The organism is Rhizobium sp. SG741 (assembly GCF_012275435.1).
GTDB classification, from domain to species: domain Bacteria; phylum Pseudomonadota; class Alphaproteobacteria; order Rhizobiales; family Rhizobiaceae; genus Rhizobium; species Rhizobium lusitanum.
Window position 1 is genome coordinate 267,333 of record NZ_JAAZQP010000007.1, and the last position, 13,880, is coordinate 281,212.

General features: G+C 60.7%; 19 protein-coding genes. 10 read left to right on the top strand and 9 right to left on the bottom strand.

The window, feature by feature from the left end:
- Positions 1-61 precede the first annotated feature (61 nt).
- A complete protein-coding gene (locus tag FHT29_RS34965) occupies positions 62-184 on the top strand; it encodes a hypothetical protein (RefSeq protein WP_271024474.1) in 123 nt (40 codons plus the stop codon).
- A 69-nt stretch (positions 185-253) separates the two neighbouring features.
- A complete protein-coding gene (locus FHT29_RS19730) occupies positions 254-505 on the top strand; it encodes a DUF1488 domain-containing protein (protein ID WP_037193671.1) in 252 nt (83 codons plus the stop codon).
- Between the two features lie 5 nt (positions 506-510).
- Here FHT29_RS19730 and FHT29_RS19735 read toward each other — a convergent pair whose 3' ends face one another.
- The 3 genes from FHT29_RS19735 to FHT29_RS19745 form a co-directional block, all read right to left on the bottom strand.
- Positions 511-1,740 (bottom strand): MFS transporter, encoded by a 1,230-nt coding sequence (locus FHT29_RS19735; RefSeq protein ID WP_047559671.1) that lies wholly within the window; start codon positions 1,738-1,740, stop codon positions 511-513.
- Positions 1,737-2,420 (bottom strand): YbhB/YbcL family Raf kinase inhibitor-like protein, encoded by a 684-nt coding sequence (locus FHT29_RS19740; protein ID WP_047559674.1) that lies wholly within the window; start codon positions 2,418-2,420, stop codon positions 1,737-1,739. The genes FHT29_RS19735 and FHT29_RS19740 overlap by 4 nt, the downstream gene beginning before the upstream one ends.
- Before the next feature lie 108 nt (positions 2,421-2,528).
- Positions 2,529-3,344, bottom strand: coding sequence for a helix-turn-helix domain-containing protein (locus tag FHT29_RS19745; RefSeq protein ID WP_037194364.1), 816 nt, complete (start codon positions 3,342-3,344; stop codon positions 2,529-2,531).
- Positions 3,345-3,528: 184 nt separating this feature from the next.
- Between FHT29_RS19745 and FHT29_RS19750 the strand changes: the two genes are divergently transcribed.
- Positions 3,529-3,873 (top strand): nuclear transport factor 2 family protein, encoded by a 345-nt coding sequence (locus FHT29_RS19750; RefSeq protein ID WP_047559678.1) that lies wholly within the window; start codon positions 3,529-3,531, stop codon positions 3,871-3,873.
- A gap of 60 nt (positions 3,874-3,933) precedes the next feature.
- On the opposite strand, the gene FHT29_RS19755 is transcribed toward FHT29_RS19750, so the two are convergent.
- The 3 genes from FHT29_RS19755 to FHT29_RS19765 form a co-directional block, all read right to left on the bottom strand.
- Entirely contained in the window at positions 3,934-4,584 is a 651-nt protein-coding gene (locus FHT29_RS19755) for an aspartate/glutamate racemase family protein (RefSeq protein WP_047559793.1), read from the bottom strand.
- 142 nt (positions 4,585-4,726) lie between these two features.
- A complete protein-coding gene (locus FHT29_RS19760) occupies positions 4,727-4,933 on the bottom strand; it encodes a hypothetical protein (protein WP_037193680.1) in 207 nt (68 codons plus the stop codon).
- 196 nt (positions 4,934-5,129) lie between these two features.
- Positions 5,130-5,336 carry a cold shock domain-containing protein gene (locus tag FHT29_RS19765; protein WP_037193682.1) on the bottom strand — a complete coding sequence of 69 codons (207 nt, stop codon included), beginning with the start codon at positions 5,334-5,336 and terminating at the stop codon, positions 5,130-5,132.
- 387 nt (positions 5,337-5,723) lie between these two features.
- On the opposite strand from FHT29_RS19765, the gene FHT29_RS19770 reads away from it, so the two are divergent.
- Both FHT29_RS19770 and FHT29_RS19775 read left to right on the top strand, forming a co-directional pair.
- A complete protein-coding gene (locus FHT29_RS19770) occupies positions 5,724-6,326 on the top strand; it encodes a superoxide dismutase (protein ID WP_034508020.1) in 603 nt (200 codons plus the stop codon).
- 120 nt (positions 6,327-6,446) lie between these two features.
- On the top strand, positions 6,447-7,289 hold the full coding sequence (locus FHT29_RS19775) for a metallophosphoesterase (RefSeq protein ID WP_047559681.1): 843 nt from the start codon (positions 6,447-6,449) through the stop codon (positions 7,287-7,289).
- A gap of 3 nt (positions 7,290-7,292) precedes the next feature.
- On the opposite strand, the gene FHT29_RS19780 is transcribed toward FHT29_RS19775, so the two are convergent.
- Positions 7,293-8,189 carry an AraC family transcriptional regulator gene (locus FHT29_RS19780; RefSeq protein WP_047559804.1) on the bottom strand — a complete coding sequence of 299 codons (897 nt, stop codon included), beginning with the start codon at positions 8,187-8,189 and terminating at the stop codon, positions 7,293-7,295.
- A gap of 164 nt (positions 8,190-8,353) precedes the next feature.
- Between FHT29_RS19780 and FHT29_RS19785 the strand changes: the two genes are divergently transcribed.
- Positions 8,354-9,136, top strand: a complete 783-nt coding sequence (locus tag FHT29_RS19785; RefSeq protein WP_047559684.1) for an SDR family oxidoreductase — start codon at positions 8,354-8,356, stop codon at positions 9,134-9,136.
- Between the two features lie 113 nt (positions 9,137-9,249).
- On the opposite strand, the gene FHT29_RS19790 is transcribed toward FHT29_RS19785, so the two are convergent.
- On the bottom strand, positions 9,250-9,951 hold the full coding sequence (locus tag FHT29_RS19790; RefSeq protein ID WP_047559687.1) for a YafY family protein: 702 nt from the start codon (positions 9,949-9,951) through the stop codon (positions 9,250-9,252).
- A 128-nt stretch (positions 9,952-10,079) separates the two neighbouring features.
- Here FHT29_RS19790 and FHT29_RS19795 point away from each other — a divergent pair, with 128 nt between their 5' ends.
- From FHT29_RS19795 to FHT29_RS19805, 3 genes are all read left to right on the top strand, one after another.
- Positions 10,080-10,715 (top strand): LysE family translocator, encoded by a 636-nt coding sequence (locus tag FHT29_RS19795; RefSeq protein WP_037193695.1) that lies wholly within the window; start codon positions 10,080-10,082, stop codon positions 10,713-10,715.
- A gap of 166 nt (positions 10,716-10,881) precedes the next feature.
- Positions 10,882-11,325: a cytochrome c gene (locus FHT29_RS19800; protein WP_037193697.1), complete on the top strand. Its 444-nt coding sequence runs from the start codon at positions 10,882-10,884 to the stop codon at positions 11,323-11,325.
- 102 nt (positions 11,326-11,427) lie between these two features.
- The gene (locus FHT29_RS19805) at positions 11,428-12,342 is read left to right on the top strand and encodes a cytochrome c (RefSeq protein WP_037193699.1); all 915 of its coding nucleotides are present in this window, start codon (positions 11,428-11,430) and stop codon (positions 12,340-12,342) included.
- A gap of 13 nt (positions 12,343-12,355) precedes the next feature.
- Here FHT29_RS19805 and FHT29_RS19810 read toward each other — a convergent pair whose 3' ends face one another.
- Positions 12,356-13,135, bottom strand: a complete 780-nt coding sequence (locus tag FHT29_RS19810) for a class I SAM-dependent methyltransferase (RefSeq protein ID WP_047559690.1) — start codon at positions 13,133-13,135, stop codon at positions 12,356-12,358.
- A 119-nt stretch (positions 13,136-13,254) separates the two neighbouring features.
- Between FHT29_RS19810 and FHT29_RS19815 the strand changes: the two genes are divergently transcribed.
- Positions 13,255-13,869: a C39 family peptidase gene (locus FHT29_RS19815; RefSeq protein WP_312865248.1), complete on the top strand. Its 615-nt coding sequence runs from the start codon at positions 13,255-13,257 to the stop codon at positions 13,867-13,869.
- Positions 13,870-13,880: the final 11 nt, after the last annotated feature.

The window sequence follows — 13,880 nt, forward strand, 5'->3', positions numbered from 1 at the left end:
CCGCAGCGATTGCTATTGTGGTAAAGTGAACTTGGTCGGCATAACCACTAAGGAGGCCGCCATGAAAATTTCTCTTCCTGCGTCTGTCTATCTCTTCGACTATTACAGGGTTTTTCTTCAGCTCTGTGTCGTGTTGGCGATTGCATTCATCATCTATTCGACGCTGTTCGGATTGACCTGGTGATATCGGAAGCGATCGAAGCCGTCGGCCCATGAAGGCGGACGGGTCCATATTATTAAGAGGTAGTCGACGATGAGCCTGAGCTTTCCCAACCGCAGCCGCAGTTACGATGCCTCGGCACGGCGCATCCGTTTCACGGGCCATGACGGCATGTTCGAGGTTCCGTTTCTCGTCGAGGCGGATGTCTTCCCGGGTGCCAGCACCGAGGCCGGCTATCTCGCCGCCTTCGATGCCGGTCGCGACGCGATCCAGAAGGTCGCAACGAAAGCCTATGGCTATGCCCGGCGGCGCCTCTATATCCTGACGGCGAATGATTTTCGCTGACGGGATTACTCGGTCTCTTTCCTAGGGCTGACCCACCAGCAGTAAATTGCCCCGATCGCCAGCAGCACGCAGGTTCCGAGGAACACGGCGCGCATGCCGATATGGCCGCCGACGAAACCGCCCATGACGGGACCTACCACCTGACCGACGTATTGTGAGGAGATGGAGAGGCCGAGGATGCTGCCGGTGGCTGCATCCGGCACATTGTGGCGGATAACGGCGGTGATGCAGGGCAGGAGCCCACCCAGCGCCACGCCCATCAGGAAACGCAGCGCGATCAATTGCCAGGCCGAGGTCACGAAAGCCTGCGGGATCAGCAGCAATGCTGCGACCGCCAGGGCTGCCATGATCACGGTCCAATGGCCGATGCGGTCAGCGAGCTTGCCGAGCCATGAGGCTGACAGGATGCTGCCCAGGGCCGCCGCGGCCATGACAACGCCGGATACCATTGTCACATTCGTATCGGCCACGAACTGCGCGACATAGATTGTTATGATCGGCTCGATCGACATGTTGGCCAGCATCAGCAGCAGGCCGATCGACAGCATGGCGATGACGGGGCGTTTGTCGGGGATGGAGGCCCAGCCGCCGCTGGCTTTTGCCGCCTTCTTCCGCGCCGCCGATTTCTCCTCCTTGATGAGGAAGGTCGTCGCCAGGAAGGTGAAGAAGATGACGCCGCCGGCGAGCAGGAACGTACCGCGGATGCCGATCAGCGGCGGCAACGCGCCGCCGATCAGCGGTCCCACGAGGTTGCCTGCCATGATGCCGGCGGACAGCGTGCCCAGCGCCCAGGCCGAGCGATGCTTCGGCGTCTGCGTCGCCACCAGCACCATGGAGCCGGAGGCGTAGCCGCCGGCAAGGCCGGTGAACAGGCGTAACGCTACCAACTGCCAGACATTGCCCGCCATGCCCATCAGCGAGATCGCGACCGTCATGCCGAGGCTGGCGCGCACCAGCATCAGCTTGCGGCCGTAGATGTCGCCGAGCCTCCCCCAGAGCGGCGCGACGAAGGCGGCGGCGAAGAACGTGGCGCCATAGGCGATCCCGGACCATTGCACGATCGCCGCCTTGTCGGTAACGCCGAGCTCCTCGACATAGATCGGCAGGAAGGGAAGCAGTAGCGTCATCGCCACGATGGTCGTGAAGGAGCCGACGAGGCAGATGATCAGGTTCCGCATCCAATGAGCGGTTTCCGGCTCAGCCGGGGCGGCTGCTTCCCATCTCGTCTCGGTCATTTCCTGGCCTTCGCATTCATTGTGTAAAACAATTCCCGGCTGCCTGACGCAAGGATATGACCCTTCGCGGCGGCGAGCAGGTCGGCGCGGGTGAACAGGTCGGGAAGGTTCAGTCGGTCGACATCCAGCGCGTAGACGGTGACATGATAGCTGTGCACGCGCTCGTCGTTCCAGGGCGGGCATGCGCCCATATACCCCCCATGCGGCCCATCCTTCAAGTTGCCGCCGCCGGCGCCGTTCTGGCCGCGCCGCCCGTGGTCCGTGTGCTCGAGCGGCAGGCCGCTCGCCGAGGGGCCACCGCCATCGGCGCCTTCGGCAAGCCTCGTGCGGGAGGCGGGAATATCGGCAAGGACCCAATGGACGAACTCCATCCGCTTGAAGTCTTTCGGGATGGCCTTGTCGTCCTTGTTGAACAGCGAGAAGTCGGTCGGCACATCCGGATCCACCATGGTCACGGCATAGGAGCGCGTGCCTTTCGGTCCCTTCGCCCATGACAGGGGAAGGCTCTTGTTCGGACCGGGCGCCGATTTGTCGTTCGGTGTCGAAATGCAGGAGGCATTCTCCGGCAACATCATCCGGCCGTTACTCTTTTCGATCGTCACCTTGAGATCGGCCGATAGGGCCGGCGTGGCGGCCGCCGCGGCGACAATGGCGGTGATGAGGGTGAGACTGCTTTTCATGATGTTGCCCTTTCGCGTTTCGTTCCATGCGAGCTTTCGAGGGCAGGGTGTAGCAAATCCACCCTGAGCATTGGCGCACGCAAACGCTCAATATGCGGCCAAAAACGCTCACGCGCTGCGCAGGCGACCCGCGAAGCGGCGAGGGGAACGATAGCCTGTTGCGAGGGCCGCCTCGCGCAGCGACAGTCCGTCTTCGACAAGCAGCGTCGTGGCCAAGGCAATACGCTCGCTCGCCAGCACGTCGCGCAGCGACGCACCCTCCCGCGACAGGCGGCGGCGCAGTGTTGCATTGCTCGTGCCGAGTTCGGCGGCGATAAGATCGGCGGTCCAGGGACGATCCGGCTGCCAGCGCACCAGAGCGCGTACAGCATCTGCGGTCGTTTCCGGCGAGCCCGGCAGCGCGCCGCGCATGCCGAGTACCATGAGCACTTCCAGGAGGCGATGCTCGATCAGGGCGGTCGGCATGCCGCCGGTAGCAATGCCTTCGCCGGCGTGATGGACGGCGGCGGCCAGCAGCGAATCCAGCGGCAGATCGATCTGCGAGGCGACGTGGGCGGGCGGGAAGGCTTTGGTGGCGCGGCGCGCGAGTTGGTCGGGAAAGGTGATGAAGATCGCCCGATAGATGCCGCTCTGCGGATCGGGATCGTTGACGACATCGCCGCTCCAGCCGGCGGGCAGCACGATCACCGTGCCGGCGGCAAAGCGCCGATGCCGTCCCATGCTCAGGATCTCCTTGGAGCCCTCGAGGATGGCAACGATCGAGAGCTGGGAAAAGGCCGAGCCGGCAATGCGCTCGCGTTCGCGCGTGACGAAGGTGAAGAGTGTGGAGTAGCTGTTTGCGCCGACCGGCATCGCGGCGGGACGATTGTCCTTGGCCGCCAGGCGGCGCAACTTTTCCAGTATGTAATTGTGGGCCTCGGACACGACGATGGCTTTCTGCAGATGAGGGGCGTCGTCAAGTTTGGACCACACGGGTGACGATGCCAAGGCCGCAAAGTGCCTTGTCGGTTCGGTTGGCATATGTTATAACCGATTGCGTTTTGCAATCAGTTTGCGGCTAACTCAACAAATTTGGGGTTGGTCGCCTGCCTTGGAGAGGAGACGCATCATGAGTTCTCTTGAAACTGTCCGCTGCGATACGGTGCGGCGCCTGTTTGCCGCCTATGTGGCGCAGCATCCAGATACCGTCGCTCCGATGCTGGCCCCTGATTTCACCTTTTCCAGCCCGCGCGACGATCACATCGACCGGCAACGGTATTTCGAGCATTGCTGGCCGAAAGAGAAGGTGTTTCGTGACATTCACATCGAGCATCTGGTGCCCGACGGCGACGACGTGATCGTCAGCTATCGTGCCGAGAAGATGGACGGGAACAGTTTTCGCAATGTCGAACTGATCCGTTTCGCCGGCGACAGGATCGCCGAGGTGAATGTCTATTTCGGGCGTAACGTCTGACGCAATTCCAGGAAAGGTGCGAAGCGGATTTCCATCCGGAATTGCGTAAAAATAGCCGCTTCAGACGGCAGCGATCTTCGACAAGGCTGCCGCCAGAGCGGTCGTCGGACCACTCATGGGCTGGGCGGAATTTTCGGGCAGCAATTGCGCGGCGTCGGTCATGGAGGCCTGCGCGAAAACCACCGTGACGGGGCCTTCGCCATGGGCCGCCTCCACCGCCTTGGCGATGGATGCCAGATAGGCCGGCTGATTGCCCGCCCGAAACAACGCCCATGCGCCGGGGATCAATCGAACCTCGATCGCAGCACCGGTCGCTTCGGCCGCCGACTCGAACAGCCCGGTGGTCGGGCCGATGGTCGTTTCGACGGTGCAGAGCACGATCACCTTGCCACCCGCTTTGACGGCCTCTTCCGCAAGCACGCCATCGGCTCTGACGATCGGAACCGCTGCGTTTGCGGCGGCTTCCGATGCCGCCGGGCCGAGAGTGGAGCAATTGAGGACGACAGCATCCGCATCCCGCGCAAGGCACTGCAGGACATCAGCCGTCTCCATCACGATATCGCTCGTCAGTCCTCCCAGCCGTTCGGCAGTCAAGAGGAGGTCGGCGCGGACATGATGATGAAGGGCGCCTGCCGGAAGTCCAAGCTGCCTTGCGGCATCCTCATAGATCGGGATATTGCTGTCGGCTGTGTGCAGGCAGGCTATTTTCACGGAATTTGTCTCGCTGAGGCCACTCGACACTGTCGGGAATCGCCGAGGCTAGCCTTTGGCGATCTCGTTGTCGACACGTGTCATGTCGCAGATCGTGGCCGCGCGGCTTCAACCTGAGAGCAGCCTGACGTCGCAGCGTGCGCTATTCGGCGTCCGCGATCGGTTCGATGTCGACTTCCTGCGTCACACGTTCCTGGGCGACGTCGTCATTGCGCATCCGGTATTGCGGGGAATTGTCCCTCGCCGGAAGAAAAGCCGTGATCCGGTAAATGTCCGCCGCTTTCGGGGAAAGACCTTTCCGGCTCTTGAGTCGAACGATCTGGCCGATGGGGAAACGGTGGATGGGCACGGTACACTTCTTCTTTCCGGCCACCTCTGTTGCATGGCCCTGTTATCATGGCGCTATGGCGCGAATGTCGTCTGTCGGGAAATGCATGTCCGGCAAGACGGCGGAGATGCCGCTTGCCGAACATCGTGGCCTGATTATCGACGGAGTGATCGCGGGCTGCCAGTACATCCGTGGTCAGCGCCGCATTCCGTTCAAATCATGCCAATCTGAGCTTGGAAACAGAGCTGCGGCCCATGCCGTCCTGCTCGATTTCGAAGATCAGCTTCTGACCTTTTTTGAGTGTTTCCAGGCCGGATTTCACCACTGTTTTCGCGTTAACGAAAATAGCGACGCTGCCGTCGGTCGGCTGAATGAAGCCGTAGCCCTTTTCCAGGTCGAAATTCTTGACGATACCATTGAACATGCTGTCTCCCCGGGCCTGGCATGGTCAAATGACGGCAGCTGTGCCGTCCATATCCAGACCATACGGTTGAGGAGATCGGCGGGTCGAGAACTCTGACGCCGCGAAGAGCCAAGCCACCCAAAACGATCCTTTGCAACTACAAGATGATTAAGGCTTAAATAAGACCAGTCTTGGCTGAAAGCGCGAATAGACCGTCTTTGCTGCATTTAGATGGCGATACCACGTCCATGCTGGCTTGATCGGCGCAAATGGTATCCGACTGATGGCGGGTAAATTTTCCTCCGGCCCGCGACTTTTTTGGCATGTCGCCGGTTGCCCTTCCAAGCATCCCCTCCTATGTTCCCGATCACCTGCCGACGCAATTTTTTGCCAAGAGGAGATATGACCATGGCTTTCGAATTGCCTGAACTTCCCTATGATTACGAAGCGCTTTCGCCGTTTATGTCGCGCGAGACCCTCGAGTATCACCACGACAAGCACCACAAGGCCTATGTCGACAACGGCAACAAGCTCGCCGCTGAAGCAGGCCTTTCCGATCTCTCGCTCGAAGAGATCGTGAAGAAGTCCTTCGGCACCAATGCCGGCCTCTTCAACAATGCTGCCCAGCACTACAACCACATCCATTTCTGGAAGTGGATGAAGAAGGGCGGCGGCGGCAACAAGCTGCCGGGCAAGCTTGAAGCAGCCTTCGCTTCCGATCTCGGCGGCTACGACAAGTTCAAGGCCGATTTCGCTGCCGCCGGCGCCACGCAGTTCGGTTCGGGCTGGGCATGGGTTTCCGTCAAGAACGGCAAGCTCGAAATCTCCAAGACCCCGAACGGCGAAAACCCGCTCGTTCATGGCGCCAACCCGATCCTCGGCGTCGACGTATGGGAACACTCCTACTACATCGACTACCGCAACCTGCGCCCGAAGTATCTCGAAGCCTTCATCGACAGCCTGATCAACTGGGACTACGTCCTGGAGCGCTACGAAGCCGCAACGAAATAAGCTTCGCCGTATCGGCTGGCTTTCACACCCGGCGTCACCTTGGCGCCGGGTGTTTTCTTATCCGCCGATCGTCAATAATGATGTTGTCCGCGTACCGCTTTGCCGGCCCAAGGAGGCTGCATGTCGTCCACACCGCTCTTCCGCTTCGGTGTCGTCGCAGATCCGCAATATGCCGATCTGGAGCCCAACCTGACCCTCAATCGCTATCCCGCGAACAGCCTTGTCAAACTTCGCGGGGCGATAGAAGAATTCAACCGGCACGAGCTCGCCTTTGTCGTGACCCTCGGCGACATCATCGACCGCGAATGGAAGAGCTTCGACGCCATTCTGCCTGTCTATGAGACCTTGCGCCACCCAAAGCATTTCCTGCTCGGCAATCACGATTTCGCTGTAGCGCCCGAGCATCTGCAGGCAGTTCACCAGCGCGTCGGCATGCCGTCGGCCTATTACGATTTCGGCCATGCGGGCTATCGCTTCATCGCGCTCGACGGCAACGAGATCAGCGTGTTCGCGCCGCCGGAGGGCGATCCTCGCCGGGATGAGGCGAAAGCGCGGATGAAGGCACTGCAGACTTCGGGGGCGTCGAACGGCCAACGCTGGAATGCCGCCATCGGCAGTACCCAATATGCCTGGCTAGCGGCCAAACTGCGGGCAGCGAAGACGGCGGGCGAGAAAGTCATCGTCATGAACCACTACCCGATTTTCCCGGACGATTCGCATAACGCGCTCGACAGCGACCGCATGCTGGCGCTCCTTGCCGAACACGATCATGTCGTCGCCTATCTCAACGGCCACAATCACGCCGGCAATTTCGGCGTCGTCGGCGGAACTTATTTCGTCAATTTCAAAGGCATGGTCGATACCGAAGACAGCAACGCCTTTGCGATCGTCTCGGTCCATGAGGACCGGCTTGATGTTGTCGGGTTCGGTCGGGAGACAAGCAGAAGGTTGGCGTTGAGCTGACGCTCACTCCGCCGCCATCCGCATCTCTGCCACATCCCGCTTCGGCGGTGTGCCGAACATGCGGGTATATTCGCGGCTGAATTGCGAGGCGCTTTCGTAGCCGACCCGGTAGGCGGCGCTCTCCACATTGGCGTGGCCGGCGACCATCAGCCGGCGGGCTTCGAGCAGCCGCATCTGTTTCTGATACTGCAGCGGCGTCATCGAGGTCAGCGTCTTGAAATGCTGATGGAACGAGGAGGGGCTCATGCGCGCGGCGGCGGCAAGTTGCTCGATGCGCACCGGCTCGGCGAAATTGTCGCGCAGCAGGCGGATGGCGTCGGCAATGCGGCGGGTCTGGCCGTCGGGCAGCACCAGCTTGCAGACCTCGCCGCCGTTGGGTCCGGTGAGCAGCCAGAAGCAGATTTCTCGCATAATCGCCGGATAGAGCACCGGAATGGCCTTTGGGGTCGCGAGCAGCCTGGTCAATCGCGCCAGGCAATCGGCAAGCGGCTGGCTGAGATCCTCGACGAAGATGCCGAGACGGGCACTGCCGGCCGGCTTCGGCGGCGTGTCGAGCTGCTCCATCACCTCGCGCATCATGCCGACATCGAATTCGAGGGAGATGGCGATATAGGGCTTCTCCGGGCTTGCCTCGATCACCCGGCCGGATGCGGGCAGCTCGATGCTGATGATCAGCGCCTGCATCTCGGCATAGTCGATCACCCTGTCATGCAACATCAATTGCTTGGCACCCTGGACGATCACACAGAGCGCCGGCCTGTAGATCATCGCATGCGGCATCTTCAGCTCCGTCGAGCGCATGATGTGCAGGCCATCGATGCCGGTCGGAAATATCCCGTTGTCGCCGTCAGGGCTGGCTTCGATGAAGTGTGTGAGTGCGTCTTTGAGAGCGGATGACATCGATGGTCTCCAGGGCAGGGTGCCGATGTCGTCATCATAGCAGTGTGACATCGGGCGACAAGGTAGTTGGAGGAATAGGCAAGAAATTCGAGAGTTCCGGCATTCAAGGAAATGGCTCGACGGGCGTAGACTTCCGTCATCAAGCATTCTCTGGAGTATGGCAAATGACGACTGAAAATATCGATAAATCAAAGGCAAAGATCGCAATCATCACAGGCGGCAGCCGTGGTCTCGGCCGAAACACGGCCATTCATCTCGCCCGCCGTGGCGTCGATGTCATCCTGACCTACAACTCAAAGAAGGCGGAAGCCGACAGCGCCGTGGCCGAGATCGAGGCACTTGGACAGAAGGCCGTGGCGCTGCGGTTCGATGCTGGAAACGTCGCCACGTTCGATGATTTCATCGCGGCCATCGGCCATGCGCTGCACCAGACCTGGGGGCGGGACCGTTTCGATTTTCTCGTCAACAATGCCGGCACGTCCTATCACGCATCCTTTGCGGAAACGACGGAAGCCGAGTTCGACAAGCTCTACAACGTCCATTTCAAGGGCGTCTATTTTCTGACCCAGAAGCTGCTGCCGCTCATTCAGGATGGCGGCCGCATCGTCAACATTTCCTCCGGCCTTGCCCGCTTCAGCAACCCGGGCTCGTCGGCCTATGCAGCGATGAAGGGTGCGGTTGAAGTTCTCACGCGATATCTCGCCAAGGAGCTTGGTTCTCGTGGCATCGCCGTCAATACGGTGGCGCCGGGTGCGATCCAAACAGATTTCAGCGGCGGCATCGTTCGCGACAATCCCGAAGTCAACAAGATGGTTGCGTCGATGACGGCACTCGGCCGGGCCGGCCTGCCCGACGACATCGGCCCGATGATCGCCTCGCTGCTGTCGGAGGACAATCGTTGGGTCAATGGCCAGCGCATAGAGGTCTCCGGCGGCATGGTGGTTTGAATTAGATTTACGGACTTGCTGTCCTTTTTGGCGTCGTATTTAGGATCAATCTTCGATGAGACGAGTTTTCGGGGCCACGCCATTCGGGCATGGTCCTGAGCCTCCGCAGTCGCTCAGGGGGCGGCAGCTTGTGCATTCACCTGCCAGCCATTCACCCACATCTGCCGCAACGCGTCTCCTTCGCCCTTGAACGATCGTCCGGTCGCCTCGCAGCTCTCGATTCTATCGCTGCGGAAGTTGCGGATCGCCTGGCGCAGCTCGCACCATGCGACGATGTTGGCGGTTTCGGCATAATAGATCAGCGCAATCGGGCGGATGATGCGCTCGGTCGCGCGGCCCAGTTCGTCGCGATAGGCGAGATCCAGCTTCTCCTCGTCACGAATGGCGCGGCGTACCAGCGCCAGATCGGTGGCCGAGGCCGATGGCGCGGCAAAACCCCAGGCATGCAGCGCGTTGGCGTCGATGGTCTGGCGCAGGGGCGGCGGCACGGCGCCGGCAATCTTGGCGCTCACCCGCTTGGCCGCCTGCTTCAACTCATCGTCGCCGGTGCGTTCCAGCAGCGCCAGCGACAAGACGATCGCCTCCATTTCCTCGATCGAAAACATCAGCGGCGGCAGGTCGAAGCCGGGACGCAGGATATAGCCGATGCCGCGCTCGCCCTCGATCGGCACCCGCATCGCCTGCAGCGCGGCGATATCGCGATAGACCGAGCGAACGGTCACCTCCAGCCGCTCCGCAATATCGGCGGCCGTCACCGTCCTTTTGGCCAGCCGCAGGATCTGAATGATCTCGAACAGGCGCGACGCCTTGCGCATTTCATCGTCCCGAATTGAAGGCTACTGACAATACCCTGTCAGTTGGGCTGATCTATAAGAATGCCTATCGATTTGAAAATCAACAACTCTCTCTGCCGCATCCGTGCGGAGAACGATAGGCAACTGACATGGGTTACGCGGAAAATCTCTGGCTTTTCTTTCTTCTTCTCCTGGGCATCATCATAGTACCGGGCATGGACATGCTGTTCGTCCTTGCCAACTCACTGACGGGCGGCAGCAATCGCGGATTGGCCGCCACCGGCGGCATCATGCTCGGCGGCCTGGTGCATTCGCTGAACGGCGCTCTCGGTATCGGCCTGCTGATGCATTTCGTGCCCATTCTTTTCAACCCACTGCTCATTGCCGGTGGCGCCTATATGGCTTTCATCGGGGTCACGCTCATGCGCAGTTCCATCACCGTCGGGCAGGAAGGGCCGGCCGGCAGTCGCTCCGCCTGGAAGGCTTTCCGCCAGGGAGCGGTGACCTGCCTGATCAATCCGAAGGCCTATCTCTTCATCTTTGCCGTGTATCCGCAGTTTCTGAAACCGGATTACGGGCCGATGTGGATACAGGCCGTCATCATGGGAGCCATGACCATAGTAACGCAATTTGCCATCTATGGCGGGCTTGCCGTCACCGCCGGGCGCAGCCGTAATCTGCTGATTGCCAATCCCCGCGCGACTGCCCTTGCCGGCCGCGCCGCCGGGTTGCTCCTTGTCGCGGTCTCGGCGTTCACCGTCTGGGAAGGGCTCAGGATGGCGTGACTTGGGGATGGCGCAGCCCGTGTGTCGGGAACATGACACTGATTTTGCTAGGTTCTCACCACTTTGTGACTTCATTGCCGGAGCGGAAACCGGCAAACATGTCACCCGTGACCATGCGCCGGCCGCGCACGCGGTCTTTGTGGCTAGTGAGAGGTAGGAGAACAAAATGAAGTGGAAAGCGATTGTGGCGGCAACGGCTTTGGCCGGCATCGCCCTGGGTTCGGTCGTCGCAGCCGACGGCACGCATGATTCCCGCATCGGGATGATGAAGAAGATCGGCGGTGCGACGGGCGCTCTCGGAGCGATTGCCAAGGGCGACAAGCCCTATGATGCCGACATCGTCAAGGCCTCGCTGTCGACGATCGCCGAAACCGCGAAGGCGTTTCCGGATCAGTTCAATCCGCAGAGCGACAAGACCGACGCCGAGGTCAACCCGAAGATCTGGGACAATCTCGATGACTTCAAGGCGAAGGCCGCAAAGCTCTCCACCGATGCAGAGACCGCGCTCGCCCAGCTCCCGGCTGACCAGGCCGGCGTCGGCGGAACGCTGAAGACCTTGGGCGGCAGCTGCGGCGCCTGTCATCAGGCCTACCGCATCAAGAAAGACTAAGCGGTAGGTCGGCCTCGTCTGAAAATTGGTTTCGGCATCCGCATCGGCCTTGCCGCCGATGCGGATGCCTTATGGTTTTAAAGCCGAGCTAAAGGGGTAGATGTGATGGCGCGGTTTGTCCGGTGGCTGCTTTGCCTTGTCGGCGTGATCGTTCTTGGCTGTGGCGCGTTCTATGTCGTGACCGCGCCGTCGCCCTTGCCGGCGAGCCATTGGGCCAACCTCGGCGATCCCGATGTCAAGAACGGCGAGATGGTGTTCTGGGCCGGTGGCTGCACGAGTTGTCATGCCGCGTCCGGTGCTCAAGGGGACGCGAAGCTGGTGCTGTCAGGCGGCCTGGCGCTCACCAGTCCTTTCGGCACCTTCCATGTGCCGAACATCTCGCCGGATGAAAAGGCCGGGCTCGGCAGCTGGACACTGGCCGATTTCGGCAATGCCATGAAGCGGGGTGTCGGCAAAAACGGCGAGCATCTCTACCCGTCCTTCCCGTACGGCTCCTATACCCGCATGAGCGACAAGGACATCAACGATCTCTGGGCCTTCCTGAAGACGCTACCGAAGAGCGACAATGTTGCCCCGCCGCATGAACTGCCGTTTCCCTTCAACATCCGGCTGGCGCTCGGCGCCTGGAAATTCCTCTATCTCAACGACCAGCCGCGCGTCGTGCTTGCCAATGCGGATGACAAGATCAAACGCGGCCAGTATCTGGTGGAGGGCCTGGGCCATTGCGGCGAGTGTCACACCCCGCGCGATGCTCTCGGCGGCTTCTTGAGCGGCCAATGGCTGGCCGGAGCGCCCAATCCCGAGGGCAAGGGGCAGATTCCGGACATAACACCCGGTTCCAAGAAGATCGGCAGCTGGAGCGCCGGGGATATCGCCAACTATCTCGAAACCGGCTTCACGCCCGAGTATGATTCCGCTGGTGGTTCCATGGCCGAAGTGCAGCAAAACATCGCCCATTTGCCGGCTGCTGATCGCGAGGCGATTGCTGCCTATTTGAAGGCGTTGCCGTCGCGGTGAGGCGAAGGGTTTGTTAGACCGCATCCGAGCGCCGGGCGAGATAAAGATGCGTTTCGTATCGCAGCTCGAATTCGCCGCCATTGGCATTGATGGCATCGGCAATGGCAGAAAGAAGCGCCGCCAGTTCCTTCGGCGGTAAAAGCCGATAGCCTGAAAGCGTACGCAGCAGGGCGGTATAGCTTTGCGCGGTATGCTTCCGGCTCCAGCGATAGCAATGCTGTGCCGGCGCTTCGAAATATTCGGATTGGCGCAGCAATTCCGCGAATGGACCGTCCGGCAGATACCATGCCTCTGCCGGAGGCCCGGAGAGTTGAGGTGCATGGCGGGCATGGATATCGGCGAATTTCTCCCCGAACGGCGGCTCGGGCGGCATTGGTACATTGCCGAAAACTGCCAGGGTTCCATCCGGTGCAAGCGGGGCAGCGGTCTTGGCGAAGCGCAACTCAGGCGAAACCCAATGGAAGGATTGTGCGGCAGCGATCAGCTTGAACGCTCCCACTTCGCCCGGCCAAGCCTCGAAGGTGGTCTGCACAAAGCGAACCTTGGCAAATTCCTTCAGACCTTTCCTTGCAACCGCGATCAATTCCTCGCCCGGATCGAGCGCGAGAACGGAAAGACCCCGCCGCGCAAACGCCTGCGTCGCCTGTCCTGTGCCGCAGCCGATTTCGAGGATCTCATCCCTGTCGTTGAGGCCGGCGAAGGCGATCACATCGTCGAAGAGCCTGTCGGGATAGGTGGGGCGGGCATTGTTGTAGAGGCTGGCGACGCCGTCGAATGTGAACCGCTGTTCCAAGGCACGCCTCCCGTTGCAGATCGAAGCCGACAGCCATTTTTCTAGCGCATTTGCGATAAAGCTTATAGCGGCAATAGCGCGGGATTCGGCAACGGGAGAGAGCAGTCGTGGACGTAAGGGTGGCGCATCAAGTTCCCTATTTCAGCCAATGGGAAACGCCTGACATGACGCTGGCTGTCGTGGCCGAGGGCGCGCAGGTGGCTTTGCTGAGGGACCCGCTCTGGGCGTCTTCCGGCGCAAGCAGCGTCGAAGATTATGCCCGCTGGGCCGGCAATCTCTGCGGCATGGCCTGCCTGAAGATGGTGCTTGCCGCACGCACCGGCAAAACAGTTCCACTCATGGATCTGGCGATGGGATGCAAGGAGCATGGCGGCTATGTCGAGGAGCCGGACGGCAGGATCAAGGGGTTGATCTATGCGCCCTTCGTTCCCTTCGTCAGGGAGCGCTTCGATCTGAATGCCAGGGTCGTCACCGGGATTTCCGCCGCTGACATTGCCGATATCCTCGGGCAATCGGAGTTCTTCATCGCGTCAGTGCATCACTCGATCCGCTGGCCCGAGACCGAGCCGCCGGCAAAGGGCGGCCATCTGGTGCTGGTGACGGCCATCGATGGAAGCAGGATCCGCTTCCACAATCCGTCCGGTCACGTCGATGCGACGCGTGAGAACGCGGAGATGTCACTGGAGGTATTCGAGAAGTTTTTTGCAGGCCGCGGGATCGCCATCGATCACTAAAGCTTGGAGCA

Bases quoted from the DNA above. Each gene is read 5' to 3' on its own strand.
- FHT29_RS34965 (WP_271024474.1), top strand. From the start codon at position 62: ATGAAAATTTCTCTTCCTGCGTCTGTCTATCTCTTCGACTATTACAGG.
- FHT29_RS19730 (WP_037193671.1), top strand. From the start codon at position 254: ATGAGCCTGAGCTTTCCCAACCGCAGCCGCAGTTACGATGCCTCGGCA.
- FHT29_RS19735 (WP_047559671.1), bottom strand. From the start codon at position 1,740: ATGACCGAGACGAGATGGGAAGCAGCCGCCCCGGCTGAGCCGGAAACC.
- FHT29_RS19740 (WP_047559674.1), bottom strand. From the start codon at position 2,420: ATGAAAAGCAGTCTCACCCTCATCACCGCCATTGTCGCCGCGGCGGCC.
- FHT29_RS19750 (WP_047559678.1), top strand. From the start codon at position 3,529: ATGAGTTCTCTTGAAACTGTCCGCTGCGATACGGTGCGGCGCCTGTTT.
- FHT29_RS19765 (WP_037193682.1), bottom strand. From the start codon at position 5,336: ATGTTCAATGGTATCGTCAAGAATTTCGACCTGGAAAAGGGCTACGGC.
- FHT29_RS19770 (WP_034508020.1), top strand. From the start codon at position 5,724: ATGGCTTTCGAATTGCCTGAACTTCCCTATGATTACGAAGCGCTTTCG.
- FHT29_RS19775 (WP_047559681.1), top strand. From the start codon at position 6,447: ATGTCGTCCACACCGCTCTTCCGCTTCGGTGTCGTCGCAGATCCGCAA.
- FHT29_RS19780 (WP_047559804.1), bottom strand. From the start codon at position 8,189: ATGTCATCCGCTCTCAAAGACGCACTCACACACTTCATCGAAGCCAGC.
- FHT29_RS19785 (WP_047559684.1), top strand. From the start codon at position 8,354: ATGACGACTGAAAATATCGATAAATCAAAGGCAAAGATCGCAATCATC.
- FHT29_RS19790 (WP_047559687.1), bottom strand. From the start codon at position 9,951: ATGCGCAAGGCGTCGCGCCTGTTCGAGATCATTCAGATCCTGCGGCTG.
- FHT29_RS19795 (WP_037193695.1), top strand. From the start codon at position 10,080: ATGGGTTACGCGGAAAATCTCTGGCTTTTCTTTCTTCTTCTCCTGGGC.
- FHT29_RS19800 (WP_037193697.1), top strand. From the start codon at position 10,882: ATGAAGTGGAAAGCGATTGTGGCGGCAACGGCTTTGGCCGGCATCGCC.